The following is a 25,597-nucleotide window of genomic DNA, read 5'->3' as shown; positions in this document are numbered from 1 at the left end:
TGGTACCGCGGAATGGCACGGTATGTCGATTTCGATTTCATGAGCGAGGCGTTCTTTCGCGATCCACGGGCCGGCGTTGCGCAGCTGCGCGCGATCGGCCCGGCCGTCGCGACAAAATTTCCGGTGATCGGCCGGGTCTGGGTCACCACGACCTATGAGGCGGCCGCGCGGGTGCTGAAGGACGGCGCGCTGTTCACGTTGCGCAAGGAGGGCGGGGCGCTGGCCGGGCTGCCCTGGTGGATGCCGCGCCTGATCGCAACCTTCGCCAACAACATGCTGACGATGGACGAGCCCGATCACACGCGCCTGCGCGACATCGTCGACGAGGCTTTCCGCCGACGCGCCGTGCTCGACATGGAGCCGCATATCCGCAGCGTTGCAGATCGTCTCGCCGATGAATTGTTCGCCGCGGGGAGCCCGGCCGATCTGGCGCAGCGCTATGCGCGGGTGCTGCCGCTGGCGGTGATTTGCGAACTGCTCGGCCTGCCGCCGGCCGACCGGCCTAAATTCATCGCCTGGGCCGATTCGATGGCGCATCTCACCAGCGCATTCGGATTTTTGCGGCTGATCGGCGGCCTCATCAAGATGCGGCGCTATCTGAAAGAACGCCTGCAGCTCGCCCGCGAGCAGGGCGGCGAAGGATTGATCGCGGAACTGGTCCGCGTCGAGCAGGAAGGCGGACGCATCACGCCGGACGAAATGATCTCGATGGTGTTTCTGCTGCTGGGGGCGGGCTCCGAGACGACGACGCACCTGATCAGCGGATCGGTATTCGAACTGCTGAAGGATCCAGTCCGGCGCGACCGGCTCACCGCGGACTGGAGCCGGGCCGGACTGGCGGTCGAAGAATTCCTGCGCTTTGTCTCGGCGGTACAATTCTCAAAGCCGCGCTACGTCCGCCAGGACGTCGATCTCGAAGGCGTGAAGTTGAAGAAGGGCGACCGGGTGATGGCGATGATCGTCGCCGCCAATCTGGACCCTCACGCGAACGAGTGCCCTGAACGGCTCGACCTTGAACGGCGGCCGAACCGGCATCTCGCGTTCGGCACCGGCATTCATTTCTGCCTCGGCCACCAGCTTGCCCGGATCGAAGCGATCTGCGCGCTGCAGGCGCTGTTCACGCGCTGGCCCGAACTGAAACTGGCGGTCGAGCCGTCGCAGGTTCATTGGCGGAGACGACCCGGCATCCGTATGATCTCGGAGCTCCCGGTGGTGGCTGGAGTTTGATGGGGGCGCTCCAACAAAGGAAGGGGCCTGGAAAGCTGGCTGGGGAACTAGGATTCGAACCTAGACAAACAGAGTCAGAGTCTGTTGTGCTACCGTTACACCATTCCCCACCTAAGACTCTGATTTCAAACAACTTTTTCTGGAAGTTTTGCAATCAGGGCCAAGAGTTTTGCAAACCCGGCGATTTGCAGGGCCCATATAGCCGGGCCTGCGTTCGCGGTCTAGTCTTCCTTTGTTAAGCTCTAGTCCTCCTTGTTCACAAGACGAAGCCGCTTTTGGCCGTCGGCGCCGACCTTCATCTGATCGCGGAACCGCATGTAATGCTCGACGTTCTGGCGGGACATGCCGATATCGTTGGCGATCTGGTCGACCTCATAGCCTTCCTCGGAGCGGGCGAGGATTCCGGTCCCGCGCAGCCCATGGATGGTCGGATGGTCGGCGTCATCAGGATCGATGTCCCAATCGTATTTCTTGACCTGGGCGCCAACCCATTCCTTCCAGCGGCGGCAGATGACGCGGCCTTCGGGTGTATCGGCGAGCCATCGCCCCCAGCGCGCGCGAAGACCGTCGGCCGTGTATTGCGCGCCCTTGGGAGAGTAGAGAAACAGATCCTCGCGGAAACGATCGATCGGCTTCAGCCAGCGGGAGTTCGTGAACGTCACCGGTGTTTCGGCCCAGCGGTCGAGTTCGAGCGCGTCGGCAGTGGAAAGCGGAATGTGGAAGGCGCGCCGGCGCTTGCGGGTTTTCTTTGGCCGGCACCATAGGCCGTTGCGATCGCGATGCTCCGGACCCATGCGGATCAGATCGCTTCCGCGCTGGCAGGTCATAACCCCGAGCCGCGTCATCCGGACCAGATCTGGCCACGCGTGCGCGCGAACGTGATCGATCACCCAGGATGGCCATGGCACATGCCCGCGATCGGGGATGTCGAAGTCCTTCACCTTGTCGAAGGGATTGATTTTAGCGAGGTCGAGGGGGATGGCCCAATCCCAGATCGTGCGCCCGACCGACAGCATCTGGTTTGCCATCACCGGCGTGTCCTTCATGGCATCGCGCGCAGTTTGAGCTGCGAGCGGCGTCAGGTCTTTGACGGCCACCATGCCCCAGGTATCATGCGACTCGAAGCGACGCATGGTCACTTCGTAATTCGATCGGGTGCCTTCCGATAGTCGCGTGAACTCATCGCTGCGGCGGTAGCGCGCAATGAGATCGCCGATGGAGCCTGACGGATATGTTGTCGGTTCCGATGTTTTACGACGCTCGACTTCGGCCCAAAATGCCACCGGCTGAGTGTCGGCGTTCGGTAGTTTGATGCGCTCTCCCTCGCGATCGGTGCCGCGTCCGGGATTCCAATAATAGTACGTGTAGACCTTGCCGTTCGGCTTGCGAACGCTGGTCTTCTCAACGCCCTCAGGCAGCGTCACGCCGGATTCCCTTTTTCTTGCCAAAGTTCGCTGCCCCCAATACGGCCGCATCGGTGTCCGCCGCCTTCTTGCCGGACAGCTTACGGTCTACGTCTTCCCAGCGCCAGCGGGGGGTGCCCGAAGGGAACGTATCGCACGGTGGGGGCAGGCGACCCTCCTTCACCCATTGATCCCAAGTGTCCGTCGAAACTAGCAATTCGGCCGCTCCGGTTTCCCGGTCGACATAGGCCGGCGTCCGATCGCCCCGAAGCAAGTTGTCCTTCTTGCGCATTGTCATTCGAGCTTACCGGTGAGGCTTGCATCCCTGTAGAAGATCGCAAACTTGGCGAGGAGTTGTCCCCGCGATCGCGCTCAGGTCACCTGCGATCAGACGAGGTACAGGCACTTGCGTTTTCGCTAATCGAGAAAATGTCGGACGTGTCGATCATCCCGGCATCATGCTCAGGTGACGGCCTAGAGTGGAACGGCGGCTATAAACTCATCGTACGATTGGGGTGCCACGGCGAACAAAAAGGAAGAAGCTGCTGCGGCTTTTGATTGTCGAATTTTTTGGCGTAAGGGGCGATGCATCGAGCCCGCTCTGATAATGAAAGCGCTTTCCCGACACTTGGGGCGAGAGCCCACCGCGACCGCAAACAGGGCTCCGGCCAGATATTTATTTCGTTGTTGGTTCGGAAAAAAGCACTCGAACCTGTAACCAGACCGCTATGCGGTTCTGCGCGCTCTGTGTGTCTCGATGGTGCAATGAGGATCGCTATCGACGGTGTCGCAGCAAACCCGTCAGGCTCATAACCTGAAGGTCATAGGTTCAAATCCTATCCCCGCAACCAGTTCATCAAGCCCTTGAAAACGCTTCGTTTTCGAGGGCTTTTTGTTGCGCTGAACTTGGCTCGAAATTTCGCTCGTGGAAGCGCCGTGGAAGCGGCAGGAGGAAAGTCGCAGCGTAAAATCGGCGAGGGCGGGGGGGCGCGATGCCTCAATTGTGATCGCAGGCCGATGGCGAGCGCCAAACTCACGTCCAATCACGGCTCGCCGGGCCGTTCACGATCTTTGCTATGCCGGGCTAGCTCACGACCTGCGAGCAGTGTCAAACTCAACTCCAGCGCGTCTACGACGAATCGGTAAACAGTGGGAATCAAGAGTCGGGTGCTGTCCCTGCCTCTCGTTGTGTTAAATTCGAATACAACTATTGCGATTCGAAGTCTTTGCAGAACAACGAATTCTACAGGTGCAACGTTCGTCACCATCGCTGATCATGAACAAGAAAAAGCGTGGAAAGGAGGCAAGTGCTTCGCTGGAAGATAGATTTGTCTTTCTCGGCGATGGCATGTCGTTGGGCGCACGGTCCCCACTAAAGCCAGCCTTGTTCGAAGTCGAGGACAAGACTACCGGCGCATCGCGCAGGCTAAAGCTTTGGCGAAAAACCGGCGGTCCGATCGACGAGGACTTGCGGCGTCTCTGGTTGCACGAGTTGCGCCAGGTTCAACGCGTCATGGCTTACGCTGGTGCAAGGGACGTCATCGTCGACGTGATCGAACGGGTCGAGGACTCCGAGAACTTCGGAGTCCTGCTTGAGAGCGTCGGAGGACCTCTTTCCTCGCGAATGCTCCGCGCTGGACGTTACCACTGGCTGCAGAATCTTGGTGCGTCGCGTTCGCGGACGCTGTTCTGGCAAAACATCCGCCGGATAACGACGGCCCTCGGAATAGTTCATGCGCAGGGGCTAGTCCACGGAGCCATATCCGCTGACTGCATCATGACCGAGGGCGCGGACGAGGCGGATTTCCAGCTTGGCGGCTTCGAGTGGAGCCTTTGGGTCGGGGCCGGTCCCGTCGACCGATCGCACGCGACTGTAAGCGGGTCGACGGAGCGCCCTTCCACCTATTCGTTCGCCGAAGATTGGCGCACGCTTGGGCTGCTGATCGCGGAATGCTTGCGGCTTCGAATGCTGACGTCCGGCGATTTCGTTTCGGCTGGCGAGGTCAACACACCGATCGTGCTCAACGCGTCGGAGCGGACGCTCCTCAAGCGGCTCATCATGCCAACACGATTGGACTACTTGGACTCGGTCTCGATAGCGCGGTCGATTGATGACATCATCGTAAGCGTTGCGCAGGCTACCGCAATTCAGCCTGGGACTTTCATTCTTGGATTCCCACCGAGCGAAGAACTCGGTCAGACAGTCTACACCGCAAGCAACGGCGCGATTCCCGTAGACGAATTCCGTCAACAGCTCAATTGGATACAAGCTGATCTGGACACCGGTGCGACTCTCATCGTGCCACGTCGTTTTAACGCGAAAACCGGCACGCTGGGACTCGTGACCGATGCCATGTTCTATCGGCTGCGTGCTTACCGACAGGATGGTGCAGCGCAATGGGATATAGCCGTCTGTGCCGCGGCGGCGCCGCGAGGAAATGCGCTGCCGTTCGGTGCATACGACGATTTTGCCCTGTCGCAATCGATCAAGGCAACTTCCATTCCCCGCCAAGCCGAGGAGACGCGGGCGCGGCTGGGACCAGATGTCCTGGATTGGAGCGCGTTCGGGGACCGACAGCCCGACGAGCACGAACGCGTCGACGTCAAGATCAGACGCGGTCTCCTGCTCATTCAGATCGTGGAAGCGGTCGTCAAGGCGCTCGAAATCTACCCGATAGAGATCCTGGAGACGCAGCGCCGCGGCGGCAGGCGTTACGTCGTGATCCGGGCTGAGCCGGACAACGACCGCGACAAGTTCGCCAAGAAGATCAAGCTTTCCGACACGGCCGTTGCACTGCGGAGATTGTTCGAGGACGACGGGCGCGAAGCAGATGCGAACTGGCGGATCAGCCAGACAGCGAACCTGGGGGCGTCGCAAAGATCCGACGTCCCGGCTCGTTTCGTCGATGTGGCCGACGTCGACGGTCGACACGGGTATCTGTTCGAGGTCGATGAAGAAATGCCGGTCGACGGACCGTTCTTCCTTCGCTCCGAACGGGATGTCGGTGCCGAGCGCGTGATCTCCCGCCGATTGGCCAACATCAAGGCGCTGAACACAAGGCTCGACCTCGCGGAGATGCTCGACGATCCGTGGCGCGTGCGCCGGTCAAGCCGCGAGACCATCGACGAGACGAACGAGAAGGATGCCGACCTACTCGATCTAGATGTCCCGAAGCGAAAAGCGCTCGTAGGACTGTGGTCGACGCTGCCATCCTACTTTGTCGTAGGTCCCCCCGGGGTAGGCAAGACGAAGCTCGCGACTGAGACCGTGAGACGCCGGTTCAAAGCCGAACCGTCGACCCGAATGCTGATCAGCGCGCAAGGCCACGACGCCCTGGACCACCTGCAGGAAAGGATAGGCGAGGCGTTACGGCTGGCCAAACTGGACAACGTAATCGTCGTCCGATCGACCACCCCGGATCGCCGCGCGTCGAGCGACGAAGAGGTCCATCTGTTGGGCATCGAGTACCTCGAACAGCTCCTCAAAAGTCCATTATCGGCTTCCGCGCCACCGATTCTGAGACAACGGGTCGAAACGCTCTGGCAGGCGGCCAGCCGCTCCGCGGATCGCAAGAGCTTCGTGTCGCGTGAAGAGCGATCGGGGCTGCATGCGATCTCGAGCCTTCTACTCGACGGTGCAAACATCGTCTTTTCCACCACCAATTCCCCCGACGTGGAGCGCCTGGTGGAAGCCCGGGAGCAGTTCGATTGGGTCCTGATAGAAGAGGCAGCAAAAGCGACGGGGCCGGAGCTTATAGGGCCCCTGATGCTTTCCGGACGCCGACTCCTCATCGGAGATCACAATCAGCTATCGCCGTTCGGAGCAGACCGTATTGGTGCGGTTCTCAAGGACCACGGTCTGGTCACTTCGGCCATCGGTTTGGCCGAGCAATGGGTCGGTCCGCTACTGCGCGACAACGAACTCGAAGAGCTTACGAAGCTCGCGAGCGAGGACGAGCGACTGAGGGATATCTCGGGCGTCGCCTTTCGCCTGCTGGAGTTGTTCCAATCCATCGTCACCGCCGACGAGCGGCGACTGATCGAGAATTCCAGCCATCGCCAGATCGCTGGGACGCTGACCGAACAGCGGCGCATGGATCCTGCCATCGCCCGCATAATCTCCCACGGGTTCTACGATGATAAGCTCGAGACCTACGACAAGCGTATTCGCGAAGCGGAAACGACACCATTCCCATTCGTCAACAAGCAGCCCCTACCCGCGTCGCCAGTCGTGGCGGTTGATTTCAAGCACGTCAGCTCGTCCGGATCGGCATCCCGACTGGAGATGGGGCGCCCGCGGTGGCACAATCCCGCTGAAATCGATTCGGTCATCGACGTTCTAAGATTGGTCCGGGCGCGTCCGGGCGTTGCTAAGCCGCCGACGCTGGCGGTCCTTTCGCCCTACAAGGCTCAGGTCGATAAGCTGAAGAGCCGTATCGAGTCGCTTCTCAACTCCGACCTTGCGCACATTAAGCAATTTTCCCCTGTGAGGCCCAACACTCCGTTCGTGGGCACGGTCGATTCATTCCAGGGGAGCGAGGCCGATTTGGTCATCATCTCCCTCGTCCGGAACAACCCGGGGGCGGGCTTCAGCGCACTAGGTTTTCTTCGCGACCAGCGGCGCATGAACGTTGCATTGAGCCGCGCCAAATCCCAGTTGATAGTCGTCGGAAGCCTGACATTTCTGGAAGAGGCTGTGAAGGGTGTCAATCCGGACGAAGAGAAGCACGCGCTGTCGTTCCTGACCAGGGTAGTGGATACGATTCGCGTTCTCCGCAAGGAGAAGCGCGAGGACACTGGAGTGTATCTCTCATCCATCGTTCCGCCTGAGAGTCTGAGAGGGCGACGATGACGGTTCTCATCGCCATTCCTGTGTTCAGGGTGAACTGCAAGGTCGGCATCGATAAGGGGCGGCGCTGGAGCGTGATCGAGGAACTGGTCCTGTGGTCCGTCACCCGCCACGCAAAGTCGATTTCCATCCTCGCCGAAGAGACTAGGCTTCCGCACCAAATGATCACTGCGGCCTTGGCGCGACTGATGCGGTTTCGGCTCATCGAGGTCGATTTGACGAGCGAGAACGCGGCATTCCGGGCGAGCGTGTTCGGATTCCGCGCAGTCGTTGGAGGCAATCCACTTCCCTTCTATCCCACGCGGGTTTCCAAGCGCGCAAACTTCATCATTGAATGGGCGACGGGCGAGTTCTTTCACGCTAGGGATGTCTTGCTCATGCCTCCTTCCAGGCTGGAGCAGGAAAGAAACAACGGCGCCGAGATCCGGACCATCTCGGTCGAAGGCGGCGGTCCCTCGACGTCAAACGAAGCCAACCTCCGCCGGCTCTCTGAAATTGCCGCCGGGGGGTGGAACGAGGAGGTGGCATCTGTTGATGACCGAACCGCCCAGTTGCGTGACGACGAATTCATGGTGGTCCGAGTGATCGACGGCAATCCTCGTGGCCTACCCGAGCGGGCGGGTCCAAATCTCCGGACGATCGTCTCCGCTGCAGCTGCCCTTCCGGCTGGTTCGGGTCAGATGCCGGTCGCGTATTCGGGGCCGCGGGAAGAGTTCGGGGAGGACCTCCTCGTCAGAACATGTGCGTTTGATCCTCAGGATCTGATCATTGGCGGTTCAGAGCAGCGTAAGTGCCTCGCTTCGCTTCTCGAACGGGCGCTGCGGCGGGTCATCGTCCATTCCACGTTCCTGGACGCGAAGCGATTTGAGGCGCTGCAAGGCCTCATCCAATCTGCCTGTCAGCGTGGAGTCACCTTCGACCTGCTGTGGGGCGCCGAAGAAGACGAGGATACCGAGAAGCGAAACTCGAAGGCCGCGACTGAGATAGCGCGCCTCATCCGCAATGATCCGGTGATGCACGGTCGAGTGCGGATTCACATGCGTTCGACCGGCTCGCACGCGAAGCTCATCCTGCTCGATACCAACGAGGGTTGGCTCGGCGCGATTGGCTCCTGCAATTGGCTATCCTCGCCGTTTCAGTCGGTCGAACTGTCGGTGGTGCTGCGCGACAATTTCCTGATCGCCGATCTTGCGATCGCTCTGCAAAGGATGGTCGGTCGCCGGGGGCTTGCGGACAGCATCGCGACCGAGATGGCGTTGACCGCCCGCGATCTGCGCAGGTCCTCGCCCGGAACGGACACGTCGGCGCGAATGGCGATCGTCGCCGGTGAATCACACGACCGTATCATTCGGGCAGCGAGCGGGGCTGCGGAACGCCGGTTTTTTGTGGGTAGCAACCGCCTGGGTTCTACGGCTAGGCCCGGCGCGATAATGCAGGGTGAGGTAGCCGCCGCACGCCAAGGAATGCAAGCTGTCGTTTTGTACACGCAAAACTCCGGGCCCTTGAAAAACCGCCACGGCCGCGCCCTAGCGGAAGAGGCTGCATCGCAAGGGGTCCGCTTGGTCAAGACCAAGAAAACACCGCTCCATGGCAAGGTAATTATATGGGACGACGATAATGTGGTTGTGACCAGCCTCAACTGGGCCTCGGCGTCGGCCAATCCGGATTTTCCGTGGGCGGACGTTGGAATTCACATCGAAGCGCCGCAAATCGGAGCATCGACCTTTTCGAGACTTTGTGCAATCTTCCCCGAGCTGCTTGAGAACGAGCCGTCGAATTAGATGCCCGAAGTCGACGGGGTCCGGGGTGGGCCGCGATGTTTCAGAGTCGGCTCGCAGCAAACGCCATCTCGTCAGTCGGCAGGCCGCGCACTAGCTTATCGACTTGGCGGTTTCTCAACGGGCCGCTACATTCAAACGAGCCCCGACCAGGATCCCTCAGCTCGAAAGGGCTGCGCCGGTTGAGTCCGGCTAGCTGCACCATTGAGGCCGTTTCATCACCACTCAGGGGGCCTCCGTGCTCCCCGAGACCCCATGGCCAGCGTCTTGCCGCTGGATCACGAGATTTCGGCTCTCCCTGCACCCATCGACCAAGGGGCGTTTCGCGGCCCTTTGGAAACGACGAGCCGGGCTTGCAGCCTTCCCGCTCCACCGGCACCGAACCATGGATGACCGTGCGCCCGGTCAAACAGCGCAAAGGGGAGCGTTTCCTGCTCCCCTTTGAACCCCATGGTTGGTTCCCGCGCGTGCCGGTCTAGTCGCCTTCGTGGAAGGTCGGCAGACGCTTGCCGGCGTCGCCGCGGGCCAGCCGGCCCTTGGGCCCGATCCCGCATTCGGTGCAATCCCACGACCGGCGCGGGCTGTCCAACGATACGCTGCGCTTGCGCGGGTCGAACCGCATATAGGCGGTGGATGCCTCATCGCTCGCGAGGCCGGTCATGTAGAACAGGAAGTCGTTTGCCGCTTGCGCTGCGCCTACGGCGTTGAGCGTGATCACGCTGGGCGCGACGATGGTCTGTTCGTCCACGTAACGCTGCGCCTGGCGCTCACGCTCGGTCTGCGCTTCTTCCTGAAGTTTAGCCCGGTTGATCAACTGGTTGCACCAAAGACATCCGCATTCCGGGGTTATTGGCCGCGTGATCGTATGGACGCCGGTGATTTCACCGCTGTCCTTATCATGAACGACCTTGCTGCCGACCTGCACGGCGGGAATGAGATATTGGTGCACGATCGCGTTGATCAGCAGCCGGGCGCGCATCGTGTCGGCTGCGAGAAACATATAATCGCAATCAAGCAGCCTCTTCGCGACCTTCGGATCGAGCACATCCGCCTTCAGGCGTTCGATAGTCGCATGCTTGCTCGCGCGGCGTATGACACGGGCGGCGATATCCACCTTGTACGACGCCGTATTACGGGCGATCCGCTGAATCCATTTCGGCCATGGGTCGCGGGTGAACCACGTACGCGCGTTCCAGCGCGTAGCGCCGATCACACGCGGTCGGTTGGTGCCCTCGATGCGCTCGGGATCGATCAGAATGAAATGACCGACGCCGAGGCGGCTCAAGAATTCGGCGAGCAGGGAGCCGACGCCGCCCAGCCCGATGATGGCGACTGTCGCACCGGCCAAGATCGCTTGACCGGCGTCCCCGAACAGCCGGACCTGACGGTCAAAATCGGGATCGATGCTACCGGCGTATGACGGCAGTGTCGGTCCGATGCGGCGCAGGCGCCGGCCGATGATCGAACCATCGACAAGTTCGACGCGGGTGCCATCCGGCAGCCAGATATCCCCAGCAACGGCGCGGGGTGCGAAAACCAACGCACCTACGGGCACGCCGCGGGCGACATCGAGAAGGGCAGGGTAGCCGCGTTCGTGGCTGGCGTAATCGTCAGGAGAAAAACTGACGCTGGTCGTACCGCCGTGATTGTGGATGGCCAGATAGGCCAGCTTTTCATCCCGGCATTCGAGAATGCGGTCGCGGATGAAATTCGCGCGCAGCATGCGGTAACCGCGCTTGCCGGGAACGTAATCAACGCCGTCCTTTGCGAGGTGAAGGGTACGCGCCAACAACCGAATCCGTCCGTCAGACGTGCGCGAAATGCCGGCAGCGATCACCGCGCCGTGTTCGTCGCCGTCGCCCGGAAACAAATGCGCATGCAGCCTGTCGTACAATCCGTCCGGTATTACCAAATGCCAGGAACGGCCATTTATCGTGACATCAACCATCGCAGCACCTTCAATGTTTTGAGCAAAGGGGTTTCAAGATCGGAATTGGGCTCGCGCTTGTTGGCCCTTCGCGAAAGCTGAATCGCCGGGCGCGACGGCAGCGCGTCACCGACCACGACACCGGGCTGGGGGAAATTATGACCGGGAGAAATTGCTTCACCCAAAGCGTTTTTATCGATGCGGGAAAGGTCGTGCCGTACGAAATGTGGATACACATCGGCGTAGGGGCAGGCGTGGGTGATGTGAAAGCCGATCCAGCTATCCGGCTGGGCGTAGGGGGCGCCGAGGCCGACGCCCTCGACGATGACACAGGCGCCCCCGTCCTTGTCGGGGCCGACAAGGACGTTGAGCCCGCGGAAGTGCTGCTTTATTTCATCAATAGCGTCTTGAACGTCGGGGGTCATATCCGGCCCCCGCTTAGGAGTTGTCGTCGTCGGCGATAGCGACGTACTTCTGGCCCTTCTTGACCTTCACGGAGTCATTGTCACCGATGATCTGGGTTTCGCCCTGGCGCTTTTCCAGACTGAGGACGAAGTCCAACTGGATCTGCACGCCCTGAGCGATCGCGGCCTGCTTGATCTCAAGTCCGGTGTGCTCACCGCGTTCGATCTTGACCAGCTTCTCGTTGACGAAGATCCCGACCAGTTTCTCGACCGGGCGGATGCGGAACTTTTCCAGTCCTGCGCCGGACAGATCGACCGTCTGTTCGTCTTCGATTTCTTCGTCAGGGGCATCTTCGCGCTCAAGCAGGACGATGACCGATTCGGGGTCTTTCCCGGCGAGCCGCTTGAGCGTGATGCCGTTGATGAAGGCGAGGAGCCATTCCTGACGTTCACCTTCCAACTCGAAGAAGAAGGCGCGGTCCGTCTGGGCGATGACGAAGCGCTCGGCGCCGCCCGGGCGGAGATCGACCGTTTCATTCAGGCGCAGCGGTTCCAGATCGCCGGTGTCCAGCCACTGGAGCACGCCGTAGTTTTCGACGGGACGGAACCCGGCGGCAGCCACGATCTGGTGGCCGGTCGGCTTCGCATCGTCGAGGCTCAGATTACGAAAGTTCAGGTCTGCGCCCGCAATTTTGATGCGGAAATTCGCCTCGGACAGGGTCTGCGCCCCGCCTTCAAGGACATTATCGCCGGGGGTAACCCCCTTATTCTCGGTGTTGTCAGTCATTTTCGCGCCCTTTTTGCAATGTGAAGGCCGCTCACGACGACCTGCCTGCATTATACACACAGCGTGCTAGGTTTATCAAGCAGGTACTTTGCAAGCTTGACAACTCAAGCGGCAGCGCCGAGAATCGGAACAAAATCAACACGTTCAAAGGAGAGAGCAATGAACCCACCCACCGAGAGGAGTTCAGAAAAAATCACACTTGGCCAATATCTGGCGGCGATACGGAGCGCGCGCGGACTCACATTACGCCAAGTGGAAGAGGGCACGAACAAACTGATCTCGAATGCTTATTTAAGCCAAATAGAAAACGATAAGATTCAGAAGCCGTCTCCGAATCTCTTGCACGCATTGGCGACCCTTTATGCGGTCGACTACGAAAATCTGATGGAGCTGGCCGGTTACATAGCGGCAACCCGTGGGTCGACGGAACGGCACGGACGCGTTGCGACATTCAGCGAGGTAAACCTGACAGACGATGAAGAGGCGCAGTTGCTGCGCTTCCTTAGTTTCATAAGAACCGAGAAGGGCAGTTCGTGATCAAACCAGATGATTCATCGCTTACTGCTGAACAATATACGACCGTCCGCAACTCGGTAATCGATCTTCTCAACAAAAGTGACGCGTGGGGCCGACTGCCTACGCCGATCGATGATGTGATGGCGGCTGCAAAACTCAAGTTGGCGCCGATCAGCGCATTTGATGAAGGCGTGATTGAGCGCTACGCACGAAAGTTCGGTTTGGCCGCTAAAACCCTTGTGAAATCAGCAATCGATAAGGTGCTCGGCATTCTCGACGTACACGGCAATATCGTTCACATCGACGGCTCGGTGAACAAGGAAAAGCAGAACTTCCTCAAGCTTCACGAGACCGGTCACAACGAGCTGCCGCATCAGCGGGGGCTGTTTCGATGGGTCCAAGATTGCAAAAAAATGTTGGAGCCGGATATCTCCGAGCTTTTCGAAAGAGAAGCCAATATCTTCGCTTCTATCGCTCTGTTCCAGGACGGTCACTTTGCCAAAGTTACAGCGGACAGCCCTTTTGGAATCAAAGTGCCGTTAGCTGTTGGACGTAAATTTGGGGCGTCGGCCTACGCTTCGTTCCGCGAATATGTGCGCCGAAATGAAAAAGCATGCGCCATCATCGTTTTGAATGCGCCAACGCCGTGCAACATCCATGGGTTCAAATCCGACGTGCGGCGCATCGACCCGTCGCCGGAATTTGTTCGCCGGTTCGGTGGTCTGGTGCTTCCAGAAACGATCACACCCGACAGCGTGATGGCCAAATTTATTCCTGCCACCGGTAAACGGATGTCTCGCCCGAATACCTTGGCCCTCGAAGACCGAAACAAGGTTGTCCATGAGTTCGTCGCCGAGGGGTTCTGTACCCCCTTCAATGTTTTCATTTTGATGCATGCTAAGCTGACGCTGAACAAAACCACAATTATTATGCCGGCTGGTTTCAAAGCAAGTGCTTGAAAAATCGATAAAATTGGGAATTCCGGCCCTCTCTTGCCAAACTTTTGCGTTGCAAATCAAGCAAGTTTGCTATATATATCGAGCATACTCGCCGGCAGCGTGCTGTCGGCTCAAGGGCCGCCAAGGGGAAACCCGGACGCGGCCTTTGCTTTTTGTGGCTTTAGGCAAAGATGCGGACGATCATTTATGTAGACGGGTTCAATCTCTACTACCGGATGCTCGAACAGAGGCCGGATCTGAAATGGCTTGATATCAAGCAGGTAGCCGAAAAGACCCTGCGCCCTGAAAATCAAGTTATCGGCGTTCGTTACTACACGGCGCGCGTATCAGGTCGGCACGATCCGCAAGCCCCCGGTCGCCAGCAGGTCTATTTCGACGCGCTTTCAACCATTCCTGAGATTTCCCTGCACATGGGGAATTTTCTCAGCGCTAAAAAATTTGCTGGGCTTGTCCATCCTCCGTCGTTCAGACCTCACCTCGCTGCGCCGCTGCCTCAGCCTTGGCCCGTGGTTGTCCGGGTTCACAAAACCGAAGAGAAGGGGAGTGATGTCAACCTGGCGTCACATCTGCTTTTGGGCGCATTCCGAAACGACTACGATGTTGCAGCGGTGCTTTCGAACGATACCGACCTTGTCGAGCCGATCCGCATCGCCACGCGGGAGCTTGGTAAAGTCGTAGGGCTTCTCTCTCCCGTTTCGGCTCCAGCGCCTCAGCTTCGTGCTGTATCCAGTTTTGTAAGGCATATAAAAATTAGCGATCTGGCTTCGTCACAGTTTCCCGATCCGATTATATTGCCCGATGGCACAGCCCTAATAAAACCGGCGACTTGGGTTTAGAGTGCCGCTCGCCTCGGAGTGCTCGCACCCTGTGTGCGGTCAAATCGCTTCGATCATTTCCTGCACGACGTCACGTTCGCGGTACCCCGAGACCCAATCCCAGCCCGCCAGCAAATTCCAAAGAAAGCCAGCTAGCTGCTTCACTGGATCGTATTCCGGCGTAACGTCTTTTTGCGCATAAATAGCTGCCGAGAGGCGCTTGAAGAACTCGAATGGTTCATCATCCGCAATATAGATTGTATTGAGCAGGAAAGAAATTTCGTCTCGGAAAATCTCCATCGTGGTCAGCAAATCACGTATGTGATGTTCTTCCAGCCGATTAAGAAATCGGTGCCACCTTTCTTCCGATTCACTTACTTTCTCCTTGAAGTGCTCTCGGAATGCTCTTTGATCGAGCAGCTTTTCCACGGTATCGTAGTCGTAAGAGCCTTCTGTTGCGGCAAGTATCGTAGAGATCAAATCCTTCCTAAAGGCACGGTAATGACCTGACAGGCTGCGTTTTACCCGTCGACGTTTTTGTCCTTCTGGTAATCGGACCAAAAGGAAGTAAAACATTAAGCTCGTTAGGCCGCCTATCCCTAGGTCGTAAGCAATTTTGTACCACGCTCCCCCATTGGGGAGCGTCACGCATTTTATCGTTTGGCAAACCCATTCACGCGCGAACGGCTGTTCATGAAATAGTATGATTGCAGCTGCTGAAATGACAGCAATCAAGAATAGCAAAAAGTCTAGCCAGTGACGGCGAATTTTCGTCATGTGAAGCTCTTTAGCCTAAAGATCGATTGTACTTCCAAATTTGGCAGCAATGATACCTTTACCGAAGGCGTCAAGTTGACCGTCGTCCTTGATACCTTGGTATTTCCGAAATCTCGCTTCGTAAGCAGTATTGGCCGTCCAACGACCGGTGGTGGCGCATCTTTCTTATTAGGTAGGCCTCCGCTTTGATCTTCAGTGTTGTGATTGGTCAGTCCTGCAAATTGTTGAAGTGAGCTATCTCGGCCTCGAAAATCTTGACGATATCTTTGAGTAGAGTAGCGCGCTTGGTCTCGCTGACCGCCTCAGCGCCTGCAAGCATCTCCTTGTAACCTTCGAGCGTGCTGGAAAGCTGCCTTCTAATTCGGTTTGGGTGATCGGCAGGGTCGATCTGCAGATTCTGCGTAAAGACGCCTGCGACGACATAGGGATGCCTGAGTTTCGAGCCGTACACATCATGTTGAGCCGACCAAAGCGCAACCGCCAGTGGCTTGCCCCAATGCTCGTTGAGGAGTTTGGTGGCAACCTCCGCGGCTTCTGACGAGAGCACTGGAAATAGAGTGCCGATGTACCCGCGCGCGCCCGCAAACATCATGTCGCCAGCCAGCCTATGCCACGACAGGCACGCATTATTGATGACGATCGGCGTACCCATGTTCGCTATGGTGTGTTGAGCAAATATCAGGTTGCTGTCAGACATCATTAATGCGGAAGAACCCACGACCCGACCGACAGTCTCCCTTTTTACGGGTTTGGATTTGCTCGGACCTTCATCAAGGAGCTTGTTGAAATCATGCATGACGTTGCCAACGTATAGTCGAGACTTAGCCTCACGATCGGTCCAATCAACGCCGTCAACGGACACGAATCGAAAGAAGTGCCCGACCTTTAAAATCTGTGGATTGTCCGTACGCGCAAATCCCACCGCAACATCCGTAACGACGGTGCGATCCAATCCTTCCGAATCCTTGAATTGATGAGTCCAGCGGTAGCCTGAACTGTCGCCGCAATGCGTGGCGATAATCAGAAGATCATACGGAAAGTGCTCAAGCATCTCCGAGACGTGTCGAACGTTCGCGGCGCGGTCTTGATAAACCCTGATAAAAGCCTGCCGCGGTTCGAGTAGTTCGATGGCTGACTGGATCTCTGGCGCTGGAGTCGTGCTTGGATCGACGAGAACGACGACGCCGGTCGCCGGCCTTCGTTGCTGGCCTGCAGAAAATCCATTGACGACGGCGCAACCTAAATCTGGATATTCGAACAAGTGCGTAGTCGGGTGCTCAGGGTAGGCAAAGCCGTACGGCAATTTTCCAATGAACGTAACCGAACCATTCTCTGGGATCGGAATCGATCCGCATAGATTGAGCAGTTCTTGTCTCAATCGCGCTTGTCCTTCGTCGGGCGAAATATCGGTTCCGCCATCCTGTAGTTTGTAGAAAGCTTCAAGAAGGTCTTCGGCGCGGTCCTTATCGACTTCAGGAATCAGAAATAACCCTGCGTTTAGGGAGAAAGCATAGTTCGCCGCGATGACCTGGGCCAGCCCTTCGCCCTCCTCGCAAACAACAATATGGCCGCTCTCGGACGCGACCCAATCATACTGAGAGGGTCTCTCTTCAAATGTGATTGTCTGCCGTGCGCGCAAAGCCTTGAGTAGGCCGATGCCGATACGATCACGGCCCCAGGGAAGAACACTGGACGGGCCCGATTCCGATATCAGGGGCGCAATATCATTCATAGAGGATACGCGACGACAAGGCTCACGATGGCGGGCGCTAAGCGACCTATTTAAGGCATTGAATGCGTCGTCTGGCAGGCCGGCCATATAGATAGTGTGAGCGCGCGCGCGTCCTGCGGCATTGTGGCGCCGCAACACTTCGATCTCTCGATCAGGTCGTTGCATTCGCGGACCATCACAGACCGGGAGATAGATGCCTGGTTCAGACAATGCGCATGAGAGTTGCGAAGCGAGTCTTGCCTCGTCAGCAAAGATGAAGTTGGAAGATATTTTTGGACATCTCATTTGTTCCAGCATCACTCGAAAATGAAAAAAGTAAAGCAATAGAAGTCTTTATTCTCAGCGCGCGCCGTAATGTGTCTGGGTCGGTCCTCAGTCTGGAATACGTGGAAGTATCCGCATGAGCTTTGTAGCCTACGCCTCTGGGCATCTGTCCTCTCAGCCAAACGTTTGATCATTCGACCGACACCGGTGCTGCAGGTGCCGGCAGAGCCGGGATGCGCAACTTCCAGCCAACGAATAGTTCATCGGCATCGTCAATCGTATCGCGGTTGGCGTCGAAAATGATCTTCCATTTTCCAGCGTCGTCGTAATAGTGCTTGGCGAGTTTGCGCAGCTGATCACCGGACACAACGACATGTTCAGCCAAGATCTCGGCTGAATCGGTATGGCCAAGGTCGATGACGTATGAGGCTAGTGCGTCCGCGATCTTGCTCAGGGTCTTTGGGCGATAGGGCTTTTGATCCGGCAAATCCTCAGAGGGAGCCTTCCAGCGCCTGAGCGCCGCCGCTGACAATTGCCATAGATGTTCGGGGCCATCCCGGTCCGTGGTGACGATGCTGGTAAAGCTCTTCTCTGGTTTGCTCATGTTGATCAAAGGCGCGAGAGGATTCGGCTCGAAACCCTGAATGCGCGAGCCGGCGGCCGTGTCTAAGGCTAATCCCGCACGCTTTGCGCCTTTCAATACCCAGGCCAGGGCTCCGTCCGACAGGCCACGAATATCGCCGCCGCCGCCCACCGAGCCATGCGTGCCGGGGAACCATTTCTCCTGATACGGCGCATCGATATCGTCGGGCTTCGCGTTTTTGGTGGCATTGATGGCCGCAAGATCGCCCCACAGAACGGGCGGAAACAACGCGCGGCGCTCATCAATCGCCACGGCGTGCCGGGCGCTTTCGATGAAATCACTCAGACTCGCGTCATGGAATGCGTGCTTGCGATTCATCAACCCGCTCATGGGTACGATCGCCGGCACGCCTAAGGCGCCCACTGTATCCCAGATACCGAGATATTTGATCGTCAAAGGTGGCGCAGAGCCCGTTTGATAATCCTTCATGTTTTTACAACGCCAAGCATCATCATCAGCGCCGACACAAACATTGCTCGAATACTCCGCGCGGAATTTCCGCATGCGTTCGCTTGCGCCATCTGCATCGGTCAATCTTTCGCGGTACAGTTCTAGCGCTTCGTCGATACGGGCGGCATGCAGCCGCCGCAGCGGTCCGACGTGGCGCACAAAACCCACGAAGGTTTGGGCGCTGAAAGCGCCTCGCGAAAACCCGAAGACGAAGATCTCATCGCCCGGGTCGTAATTGAAAATCAGGAAGCGATAGGCCTCTCGCACATTCTCAATCAGTCCGGCGCCAAGCATGCCGCCGGATAATTTTTCAAGACGGCCTGTACCGACCCCCTCATCATAGTGAATGATCTGCGTTATTCCATTTTTCGTGTCACGCACGATACTCGCAGCCATAAGCACCACGTTGGTAGGCGTGTTTGCGTTCAATGCGTTCCATGTACCATCAAAACAAAAAGCAATGCGTTTCACTATCGCCTCCCAACAATCTAAATACCAGTTGAGAACGTTATTAGCATCAACCACGGCGAGAGTCTGTGACTCCTTAAGCCCAGCCGGTCACGGCGCAAGTCAGATTACAAAGCACAGCCCAGCCTGGATGCGGGCAAAGCATTACGTTGTACCGTCCGGTTGAGCGCTTCTACGAACTCTGTGGCATTGGCCGGCAACAATCCCGCGCCGACGGCTCCGAGGCTATGCGTCAACGTCTCTTCGAATTCTTCCGGGTAGGCCGCACGAAGTTCTGCCCCCGCATCAAGACCGAGGATGTGATACCATCAACGGAACCAGCCAAGTTCTTGAATAAGTCGATTGCAGCCTCGTCTCGATCCGATCGGACGAAGGATCGTCCATCGGGCAGCAGGTCATAAGCCTCAAGGCACACATCCATCGCGAACCCGAACCGCTGTTTGAGATTGATCGCAATGTCTGTCATCGCACTCCTCACAACGTGCTCAAATCATCCGGTATATCGCCAAATTTCCTGATCACTTTGGCATCGCTAAAATCCCCGGTGGCTGGATCACCCGTCCGGCTGAATGCGACCGCGCCAACATGCCCCTCTTTGCGCGAGAGGGCTTCCGCGCGCATGACCACAGCGACGGGATTGAAACATTCTGTAGGCTCGCCGGCAGCTACACCGTCGTCAGAGGCGACGAAAGGTAGCGCGACATAGTACGTCACTTCGGCCATGGAGCACCCCTGTCAGCCGCTATACGTATTGAACCTTCCGTGCCTGTAACCGCGCGCATATCCTTTCGATACGTCCGCCCGCAGGGCTCCTAATTCCGATTCCAAAAACGGGTTGGCCACGAGCAGCGCCTTCACGGTTTCACGCGCGCTGCCACCGCACGCGGCGATCGCCTGATCCGTGGCCGCTTCGAGCGTTTCGGCGTCCGCCTGTGGATTGGGCGCAGCGCTTTTGCGGCATCGGCAGTTCCGGGTTGACTGGACCGGCCTAATGTTCTTATTTTGTTCTTATGAAGTCAACGGAAATTCGTAGCCTTCCGGCCAGATCCTGCCGTCGAAGGATGACTGCGCGGGTTGGTGGTCGATGCGGGAGTCGTTCCGCCGCAAAAGATGCACAAGGGCTGGCGCCCGTGCGGACCGAGATGCCGACGCTTCTTCCCACCCAACTTGGCATTCATTCGATGCGGTGGCGTTCCACGAGATCGGGATCGCGAATTCGCTCAAACGGCATGTCTGGCTGGACTCCAATGTTCTTGTTATGTTCTAGTATGGAATGACCGACCAACCCGCGAGCTGGCGCATGCCGACCCCGAAGCAGATGGAGAAGCTTGCGGCTGCTGTCGGCAGGGAGCCCCGTAGAATGCCAACGCGGGGCCCGGCCGATCCGATGCCCCCCGAATACTGGCAATCCGTCTTGGGGGACCTGCTCGCCGACACGGGCCCCGTGATACCGGCCACCCGGATCCGGACGCAGCGGCTGTCCCAAATTCCCGAGCATATTCTCAGGGTGTCGTGCTCCCGCGGCGGCCGCACCGTTGAAATCCAGAAGGCCGATGCGGTCCGCCTTTACGGGCCGGCAGCGGTCTGGAAGGCCGTCGGCCAGCGGTTGCTGGACGACACCTGCCAGCAGCGGACTGGCCGCCATGAAGAGGACGGTTGCTGGCCGGTGTTCGAATGAATGCGGTCGCGACAAAGCGCTGGGGATATCGAAGACGGCGATCTCCGGTTGTCTCCGATAACCCAATAACGATTTCCGCGACGCGGTAGACTTCGCTGATTCGACCGGAGTGATTTGTAACTATGGGCGCCTACCGTTTCGTGCATTCAGCCGACGTCCATCTCGATTCGCCGTTGTGTTCGCTCGCGCTGCGCGATCCGCGACTGGCGGAACTCGTCGGCAACGCCAGCCGGCAGGTTTTCTCGCGTATCGTCGACTTGTGCCTCGACGAGCAGGTGAACGCACTCCTGCTGGCCGGCGACCTCTATGACGGCGAGCAGACTTCGATGAAGACTGCCCGCTTTCTTGCCGAGCAACTCCGCCGCCTAGATGCGGCAGGCATCAAGGTCTTCATCATCCGGGGCAACCACGACGCTCTGTCAAAGATAACGAAGGAACTAGTCCTTCCCGAAAACGTCCATTTGTTCGGCGGCCGGGCCGACGCCGTCGAGATCCCGCGGAATCGCGGAGAGAGACCCATCGCGATCCATGGACTCAGCTTCGCCAGGCCGCAGGCCCCGGAAAGCCTTCTCGCCAAGTACCGGCCGCCCGTCGCCGGCGCCATCAACATCGGACTCATGCACACCAGTCTAGACGGTTCGCCACCTCACGACGTCTACGCGCCATGCAGCACGGCGGAACTCCTCGGCTCGGGCTTTCGGTACTGGGCGTTGGGGCACGTCCACAAGCGCTCGACGACCGAAGGCCCCTGCACCGTCGTGATGCCGGGCATTCCGCAAGGGCGCGACGTCGGCGAGCAGGGTCCCAAATCAGTGACGTTAGCCAGCGTACTGGACGACGGGTCCGTCACTCTCGACGAGCGCATCGTCGGGCTGGCGCAATTCGAACGCGTTGCCGTCGACGCCTCGGGGGCGACGTCGTGGTCCGACTTGGCCGCTCGGCTCGATAAGGCGCTTGGAGACGCGGCCGGCAGATCGGTATCGGATCATCTCGTCGCGCGACTTGCCGTTTCCGGAGCGACATCCATGGCCTGGAGCATCCGGCGTGATGCCGATCTCCTGCGCACCGAAGCCGAGGCCCGGGCGGAAGCGATAGGCAACGTGTGGATCGAGAAGATCGATACCGATTGCCGACGGCCGATAGTCGATTCGGCGGAGAGCGCGGACCCCGTCGAAACGCTGCGAAGGACGATGAGCGACGAAATCGTCGGTTCCGAGGCCTTCCGAGCCGAAGCGGACGGTATCGTCAACGATCTTCTCGCGCAGCTCCCCCCGGAATGTCGACGCAGCCTGGCTCCGGACGACACCGGCCTTGACCTGCTCGTCGGCAGACTCGCCAGCGAGGGATCGGAAGAGGTACTGGCGCGTCTTGCCGCAGGCAGCTCGCAGGAAGTACGCTGATGCGCCTCCGAAAGCTCGGACTTCGACGCTACGGCAAGTTCACCGACGCGGTCATCGATTTCGGCGAGCGCCCGGTCGGCGCGCCCGACCTGCACATCGTCTACGGGCCCAACGAGGCCGGTAAATCCACCGCGCTGTCGGCGTGCATGGACCTGTTTTACGGCATCCCTCATCAGACCCCGTTCAACTTTCTGCACCCTTATCCGACCATGCGGATCGAAGCCGACCTCGAGATCTTCGGGACCGTGCGTAGCTTTTCCCGGCTCAAACTGCCCCACAACAGCCTGCTGGACGATGCCGGCAATCCTGCTGCCGATGCCGTGCTGCTCGGAGAACTCGGAGGTCTCGATCGAAACGCGTATCAGACGATGTTCTGTCTCGACGATGAGACGCTGGAGGCCGGCGGCGAAAGTATTCTCGCCAGCAAGGGCGATCTGGGCCATCTGCTGTTCTCGGCGACGGCCGGGCTCGCTGATCTGAGCGAACGTCTCGGCTCCGCGAGAGCGGAGGCGGAAAGCTTCTTCCGGTCGGGAAAGCGATCGGGAGTCCTTGCCGACCTCAAGAAGGAGCTCGCGGCCCTGAAGGAAGAGCGGGACCGGACCGACACGCTCGCGTCCGAATACGCGCGGCTCGTCATCGAGCGCGACGGAGCGTCGTCGTCCTACACCGAGGCCCTCGTCCAGCGCGGCCGCACGCAGGCCCGTATCGACGAGGTGCAACGCTTCGTCAACGCGCTACCGAGACTGCAGACCCTTCGTTCTCTTCGGGCGGAGCTTCTTCCGCTCGCCTCGCTGCCCGACGCGCCATCGACCTGGACCGACGACCTTCCGGCACTGATGATCCGGCAGACGAAGCTCGCGACGCAGGCGCAGACGGTCGCCGAGACCATCGAGAATCTGCGCGACGAACTCGAACGCCTCGTCGTGAACGCTTCCGCGAGCGGACTGGAACACCGCATTGAATTGCTGACGGACTTGCGGGCGCGGTACGTCACGGCGGAGAAGGACTTGCCCGACCGTCGTCTCCGTCTGGGTCTCGCCGAACAAACGATCGCGCGGGTGCTGACCCGCATCGATCATGCCTCGGAGCAGGATCCCGCACGACTTGTCCTGCCGGCGGCGATCACCGGACCGCTTCGCGATCTGATGGAGCGGAGATCGGGCGTCGAAGCGGCCCTCGCTGCGGCCGAAGCGGAAGTCGACAAGGCGGTTGAGACGCTGTCGGAGGCCGAAGGAAGGACCGACGACCGTGACGGTGGGCTCGACGAGGCGACGACCGGCGCATTAACAGCGGCCATCGCGATGGCTCGTCAGATCGACGACGCGGCACGATCGCGCGCGGCCGATCGCATATGCCGAGAGCGCGCGGACGAATTCGCCGACCGCCTGACCGAGTTGCTTCCTTGGACCGGCGACAGGAATACGCTCTGCGCAGCATCGGTACCGACGCAAGATCAACTTCAGCGTTGGGCATCGATCGAGGCGGATCTTTCTCTCGAAATCGCTTCGCGGCAAGGCGAAGAGGATCGCCTCGTCGCCGAGGCCGGACGCCTCGCTGCGAGAATCGATGCGCTCGGTTCCGTGGTTGGCGTCGTCAGCGACAAGGACGCCGGCGAAGCGCACTCCGCCCGCGAAGCCGCCTGGGCCATCCACAAGGCGGAGTTGGATGCAAAGACGGCCATCGCGTTCGAGACCGCGATGCGGAAGCTCGATCTGATCACGGAGCAGCGCTTCGGTCATACCGCCCGCGTCGCGGAATTGAATAGTGCACTGCTGGAACAGGCCGAGGTACGGGCGGCTCTGAAGCAGACCGGACGAGAGTTGCAGGAAAGCCTGCGGAAACGCTCGGAATTGGCCGAAGAGATCCAGAGGGCCCTTGGCGTGATCGGACGCGGTCTCGAAATCGGCATCGGGCTTGCCGGGTTAAGTCTGTGGCTACGGAAGCGCGACCGGGCAATCGAGGCCAACGGAAAACTGCTGACTGCCGAACGGGAATGTCGTGAAGCGCAGATCGAAACGATCAGTACGCGGGAGCGGATCGCCAAGGCGATGTGTTCGGCAGGCGTCGACATCTCCCAGGCTGACGACGTCGCCGCGATGCTGGCGGCCGGCCAGGCGGCGCTCGACCGCGCTGTCGAAGCCAAGATCCTGCGGGCGACAATTGAGGATCGACGGCGCGACCTGAGGTTCCGTGAGAAGAAACTCGGCGACGCCCGGCTGGCGGAGGAAGCGTGGAGCAAGGGCTGGCAAGAGGTCTGCGCGACCTGTTGGCTCGGCCAGCGCGAAATCCAACCTACGACAGCCGTCGTGCGTGAAACGCTGGAAGCGCTCTCAGAACTGGACTCGACTCTGGAAAAACGAGCGGAATTGACCGACCGCATCGCAAAGATGCAGCGCGATCAGATCCAGTTCCGGACCGAAGTCGATGCGCTCGCCGCTTCGGTCGGGCTGCCACCGAGTCCGGACACCCTCGGACTTTGCCAGGCCGTCATGGACTGCATCGCGACCGCCGCGAAGACGACTGACAGACGGCGTGAGGTGGAATCGCGGCTCGCAGTCGAGCAGGACAAGGCACGCGTCCTGGAGGACGAAACCGCGGAAATGCAGGCCCGAGCGAGCCTGATGACGGGTCACTTCGGAGTCGGATCCTTGACGGAGGTCGACGGTCGTCTGCGCGCACTCGCTCGCAGGTCCGATCTCGAGGCGCGATCGATCCAGGCCCGCGACGAATTGCTCGAAGGGGTGCAGGCGGAAACCATCGAGCAGGCCGAGACTATTCTCGAGACGATAGATCGGGTCTCGTTGGAGGCCGAGATGATCGCCCTGAAAAGTCGGTTCGAAGACGAGGACGGCCGGAGCCGCGACCTTTTCTCCGCGCGGAGCAGGGCGGAGGACAAGATAACCGCCGTCGGCGGCGACGCCGCCGTCGCGATCCTGGAAGCAAAACGGCGGACGGTCCTCCTCACGATCGAAGACAGGGCATTGGCGTATCTCAGGCTGAAGCTCGGGACGGCCGCGGCCGACAGGGCCTTGCGCGCCTATCGCGACCGTCATCGGAGTTCGATGATGACGCGCGCGTCGGAATCCTTCGCGCTGATCAGTCGAGGGGCCTACTCGGAGCTCGTCACCCAACCGTCGAATGGAAGCGAGCTCCTGATCGCCAAGGGATCCGACGGCGGGTCGAAGATCGCTTCCGAACTGTCGAAAGGCACGCGGTTCCAGCTGTATTTGGCGCTGCGCGTAGCCGGGTATCACGAATTCGCAAGAGCCCAAGCTCCCCCTCCATTTTTCGCAGACGACATCATGGAGACGTTCGACGATTTTCGAGCGGAAGAAGCCTTTCGTCTGCTCGCCGGCATGGCCGCCACGGGACAGGTGGTCTACTTCACCCATCACCGCCATCTCTGCGAAATTGCGACGGCCATCGAGCCGACGACGATCGTCCACGACCTTCAGTCGGGCACACGCGTCCGAGCCACCAGCAGGGCTGCCTAGCTCGCCGTCGAGGCTCTGCCTAATCG

The 25,597-nt window shown here is 59.3% G+C and carries 18 protein-coding genes and 1 tRNA gene; 9 read left to right on the top strand and 10 right to left on the bottom strand.

Annotated elements, in window-relative coordinates; genetic code table 11:
• Positions 1–12: 12 nt before the first annotated feature.
• Entirely contained in the window at positions 13–1,227 is a 1,215-nt protein-coding gene (locus QUH67_RS21745) for a cytochrome P450 (RefSeq protein WP_300941090.1), read from the top strand.
• A gap of 36 nt (positions 1,228–1,263) precedes the next feature.
• Here QUH67_RS21745 and QUH67_RS21740 read toward each other — a convergent pair.
• The 3 genes from QUH67_RS21740 to QUH67_RS21730 all read right to left on the bottom strand — a co-directional run bounded on the left by QUH67_RS21740 (position 1,264) and on the right by QUH67_RS21730 (position 2,922).
• A tRNA-Gln gene (locus QUH67_RS21740) sits at positions 1,264–1,337 on the bottom strand.
• 132 nt (positions 1,338–1,469) lie between these two features.
• Positions 1,470–2,651, bottom strand: a complete 1,182-nt coding sequence (locus QUH67_RS21735; protein WP_300941089.1) for a site-specific integrase — start codon at positions 2,649–2,651, stop codon at positions 1,470–1,472.
• Positions 2,638–2,922 (bottom strand): helix-turn-helix transcriptional regulator, encoded by a 285-nt coding sequence (locus tag QUH67_RS21730; RefSeq protein ID WP_300941088.1) that lies wholly within the window; start codon positions 2,920–2,922, stop codon positions 2,638–2,640. Before QUH67_RS21730 ends, QUH67_RS21735 begins: the two co-directional genes overlap by 14 nt.
• 918 nt (positions 2,923–3,840) lie before the next feature.
• Between QUH67_RS21730 and QUH67_RS21725 the strand changes: the two genes are divergently transcribed.
• Together QUH67_RS21725 and QUH67_RS21720 are read left to right on the top strand one after the other, a co-directional pair.
• Complete coding sequence (locus tag QUH67_RS21725; RefSeq protein WP_300941086.1) at positions 3,841–7,482, top strand: AAA domain-containing protein; 3,642 nt, start codon at positions 3,841–3,843, stop codon at positions 7,480–7,482.
• Positions 7,479–9,260 carry a phospholipase D-like domain-containing protein gene (locus QUH67_RS21720; protein WP_300941084.1) on the top strand — a complete coding sequence of 594 codons (1,782 nt, stop codon included), beginning with the start codon at positions 7,479–7,481 and terminating at the stop codon, positions 9,258–9,260. The genes QUH67_RS21725 and QUH67_RS21720 overlap by 4 nt, the downstream gene beginning before the upstream one ends.
• 472 nt (positions 9,261–9,732) lie before the next feature.
• On the opposite strand, the gene QUH67_RS21715 is transcribed toward QUH67_RS21720, so the two are convergent.
• The 3 genes from QUH67_RS21715 to QUH67_RS21705 all read right to left on the bottom strand — a co-directional run bounded on the left by QUH67_RS21715 (position 9,733) and on the right by QUH67_RS21705 (position 12,375).
• Complete coding sequence (locus tag QUH67_RS21715; protein ID WP_300941082.1) at positions 9,733–10,980, bottom strand: ThiF family adenylyltransferase; 1,248 nt, start codon at positions 10,978–10,980, stop codon at positions 9,733–9,735.
• Positions 10,981–11,186: 206 nt separating this feature from the next.
• Positions 11,187–11,609 (bottom strand): hypothetical protein, encoded by a 423-nt coding sequence (locus QUH67_RS21710; protein ID WP_300941080.1) that lies wholly within the window; start codon positions 11,607–11,609, stop codon positions 11,187–11,189.
• A gap of 13 nt (positions 11,610–11,622) precedes the next feature.
• Positions 11,623–12,375, bottom strand: coding sequence for a multiubiquitin domain-containing protein (locus QUH67_RS21705; protein WP_300941079.1), 753 nt, complete (start codon positions 12,373–12,375; stop codon positions 11,623–11,625).
• Between the two features lie 159 nt (positions 12,376–12,534).
• Here QUH67_RS21705 and QUH67_RS21700 point away from each other — a divergent pair, with 159 nt between their 5' ends.
• The 3 genes from QUH67_RS21700 (at position 12,535) to QUH67_RS21690 (ending at position 14,686) form a co-directional block, all read left to right on the top strand.
• Positions 12,535–12,912 carry a helix-turn-helix domain-containing protein gene (locus QUH67_RS21700; RefSeq protein WP_300941077.1) on the top strand — a complete coding sequence of 126 codons (378 nt, stop codon included), beginning with the start codon at positions 12,535–12,537 and terminating at the stop codon, positions 12,910–12,912.
• Positions 12,909–13,850, top strand: a complete 942-nt coding sequence (locus QUH67_RS21695) for an ImmA/IrrE family metallo-endopeptidase (protein ID WP_300941076.1) — start codon at positions 12,909–12,911, stop codon at positions 13,848–13,850. Before QUH67_RS21700 ends, QUH67_RS21695 begins: the two co-directional genes overlap by 4 nt.
• Positions 13,851–14,020: 170 nt before the next feature.
• Positions 14,021–14,686 carry an NYN domain-containing protein gene (locus tag QUH67_RS21690; protein ID WP_300941075.1) on the top strand — a complete coding sequence of 222 codons (666 nt, stop codon included), beginning with the start codon at positions 14,021–14,023 and terminating at the stop codon, positions 14,684–14,686.
• A 39-nt stretch (positions 14,687–14,725) separates the two neighbouring features.
• Here the strand turns inward: QUH67_RS21690 and QUH67_RS21685 are convergent, their stop codons facing one another.
• From QUH67_RS21685 to QUH67_RS21670, 4 genes are all read right to left on the bottom strand, one after another.
• A complete protein-coding gene (locus tag QUH67_RS21685) occupies positions 14,726–15,442 on the bottom strand; it encodes a hypothetical protein (RefSeq protein ID WP_300941073.1) in 717 nt (238 codons plus the stop codon).
• Positions 15,443–15,650: 208 nt separating this feature from the next.
• Positions 15,651–17,339, bottom strand: coding sequence for a hypothetical protein (locus QUH67_RS21680; protein ID WP_300941071.1), 1,689 nt, complete (start codon positions 17,337–17,339; stop codon positions 15,651–15,653).
• A gap of 289 nt (positions 17,340–17,628) precedes the next feature.
• Positions 17,629–19,002 carry a phospholipase effector Tle1 domain-containing protein gene (locus QUH67_RS21675; protein ID WP_300941069.1) on the bottom strand — a complete coding sequence of 458 codons (1,374 nt, stop codon included), beginning with the start codon at positions 19,000–19,002 and terminating at the stop codon, positions 17,629–17,631.
• Between the two features lie 471 nt (positions 19,003–19,473).
• A complete protein-coding gene (locus tag QUH67_RS21670; protein WP_300941068.1) occupies positions 19,474–19,722 on the bottom strand; it encodes a hypothetical protein in 249 nt (82 codons plus the stop codon).
• Positions 19,723–20,359: 637 nt separating this feature from the next.
• Between QUH67_RS21670 and QUH67_RS21660 the strand changes: the two genes are divergently transcribed.
• The 3 genes from QUH67_RS21660 to QUH67_RS21650 all read left to right on the top strand — a co-directional run bounded on the left by QUH67_RS21660 (position 20,360) and on the right by QUH67_RS21650 (position 25,571).
• Positions 20,360–20,677, top strand: coding sequence for a hypothetical protein (locus QUH67_RS21660; protein WP_320416088.1), 318 nt, complete (start codon positions 20,360–20,362; stop codon positions 20,675–20,677).
• Between the two features lie 122 nt (positions 20,678–20,799).
• On the top strand, positions 20,800–22,077 hold the full coding sequence (locus QUH67_RS21655) for a metallophosphoesterase family protein (protein WP_300941065.1): 1,278 nt from the start codon (positions 20,800–20,802) through the stop codon (positions 22,075–22,077).
• Positions 22,077–25,571, top strand: a complete 3,495-nt coding sequence (locus QUH67_RS21650) for an ATP-binding protein (protein WP_300941063.1) — start codon at positions 22,077–22,079, stop codon at positions 25,569–25,571. Before QUH67_RS21655 ends, QUH67_RS21650 begins: the two co-directional genes overlap by 1 nt.
• The last annotated feature ends 26 nt before the right edge of the window (positions 25,572–25,597 follow it).

The organism is Bradyrhizobium roseum (assembly GCF_030413175.1).
In the GTDB taxonomy this organism is placed as follows: domain Bacteria; phylum Pseudomonadota; class Alphaproteobacteria; order Rhizobiales; family Xanthobacteraceae; genus Bradyrhizobium; species Bradyrhizobium roseum.
Note: the sequence above shows the minus strand (reverse complement) of the source record. Positions and strands in the feature narration are given on the sequence as shown.

Excerpts from the sequence above, each read along its gene's own strand:
- QUH67_RS21745 (WP_300941090.1), top strand. The coding sequence starts at position 13 with ATGGCACGGTATGTCGATTTCGATTTCATGAGCGAGGCGTTCTTTCGC.
- QUH67_RS21730 (WP_300941088.1), bottom strand. The coding sequence starts at position 2,922 with ATGCGCAAGAAGGACAACTTGCTTCGGGGCGATCGGACGCCGGCCTAT.
- QUH67_RS21720 (WP_300941084.1), top strand. The coding sequence starts at position 7,479 with ATGACGGTTCTCATCGCCATTCCTGTGTTCAGGGTGAACTGCAAGGTC.
- QUH67_RS21715 (WP_300941082.1), bottom strand. The coding sequence starts at position 10,980 with ATGCTGCGCGCGAATTTCATCCGCGACCGCATTCTCGAATGCCGGGAT.
- QUH67_RS21710 (WP_300941080.1), bottom strand. The coding sequence starts at position 11,609 with ATGACCCCCGACGTTCAAGACGCTATTGATGAAATAAAGCAGCACTTC.
- QUH67_RS21705 (WP_300941079.1), bottom strand. The coding sequence starts at position 12,375 with ATGACTGACAACACCGAGAATAAGGGGGTTACCCCCGGCGATAATGTC.
- QUH67_RS21700 (WP_300941077.1), top strand. The coding sequence starts at position 12,535 with ATGAACCCACCCACCGAGAGGAGTTCAGAAAAAATCACACTTGGCCAA.
- QUH67_RS21690 (WP_300941075.1), top strand. The coding sequence starts at position 14,021 with ATGCGGACGATCATTTATGTAGACGGGTTCAATCTCTACTACCGGATG.
- QUH67_RS21685 (WP_300941073.1), bottom strand. The coding sequence starts at position 15,442 with ATGACGAAAATTCGCCGTCACTGGCTAGACTTTTTGCTATTCTTGATT.
- QUH67_RS21680 (WP_300941071.1), bottom strand. The coding sequence starts at position 17,339 with ATGCAACGACCTGATCGAGAGATCGAAGTGTTGCGGCGCCACAATGCC.
- QUH67_RS21670 (WP_300941068.1), bottom strand. The coding sequence starts at position 19,722 with ATGGCCGAAGTGACGTACTATGTCGCGCTACCTTTCGTCGCCTCTGAC.
- QUH67_RS21660 (WP_320416088.1), top strand. The coding sequence starts at position 20,360 with ATGCCAACGCGGGGCCCGGCCGATCCGATGCCCCCCGAATACTGGCAA.
- QUH67_RS21655 (WP_300941065.1), top strand. The coding sequence starts at position 20,800 with ATGGGCGCCTACCGTTTCGTGCATTCAGCCGACGTCCATCTCGATTCG.
- QUH67_RS21650 (WP_300941063.1), top strand. The coding sequence starts at position 22,077 with ATGCGCCTCCGAAAGCTCGGACTTCGACGCTACGGCAAGTTCACCGAC.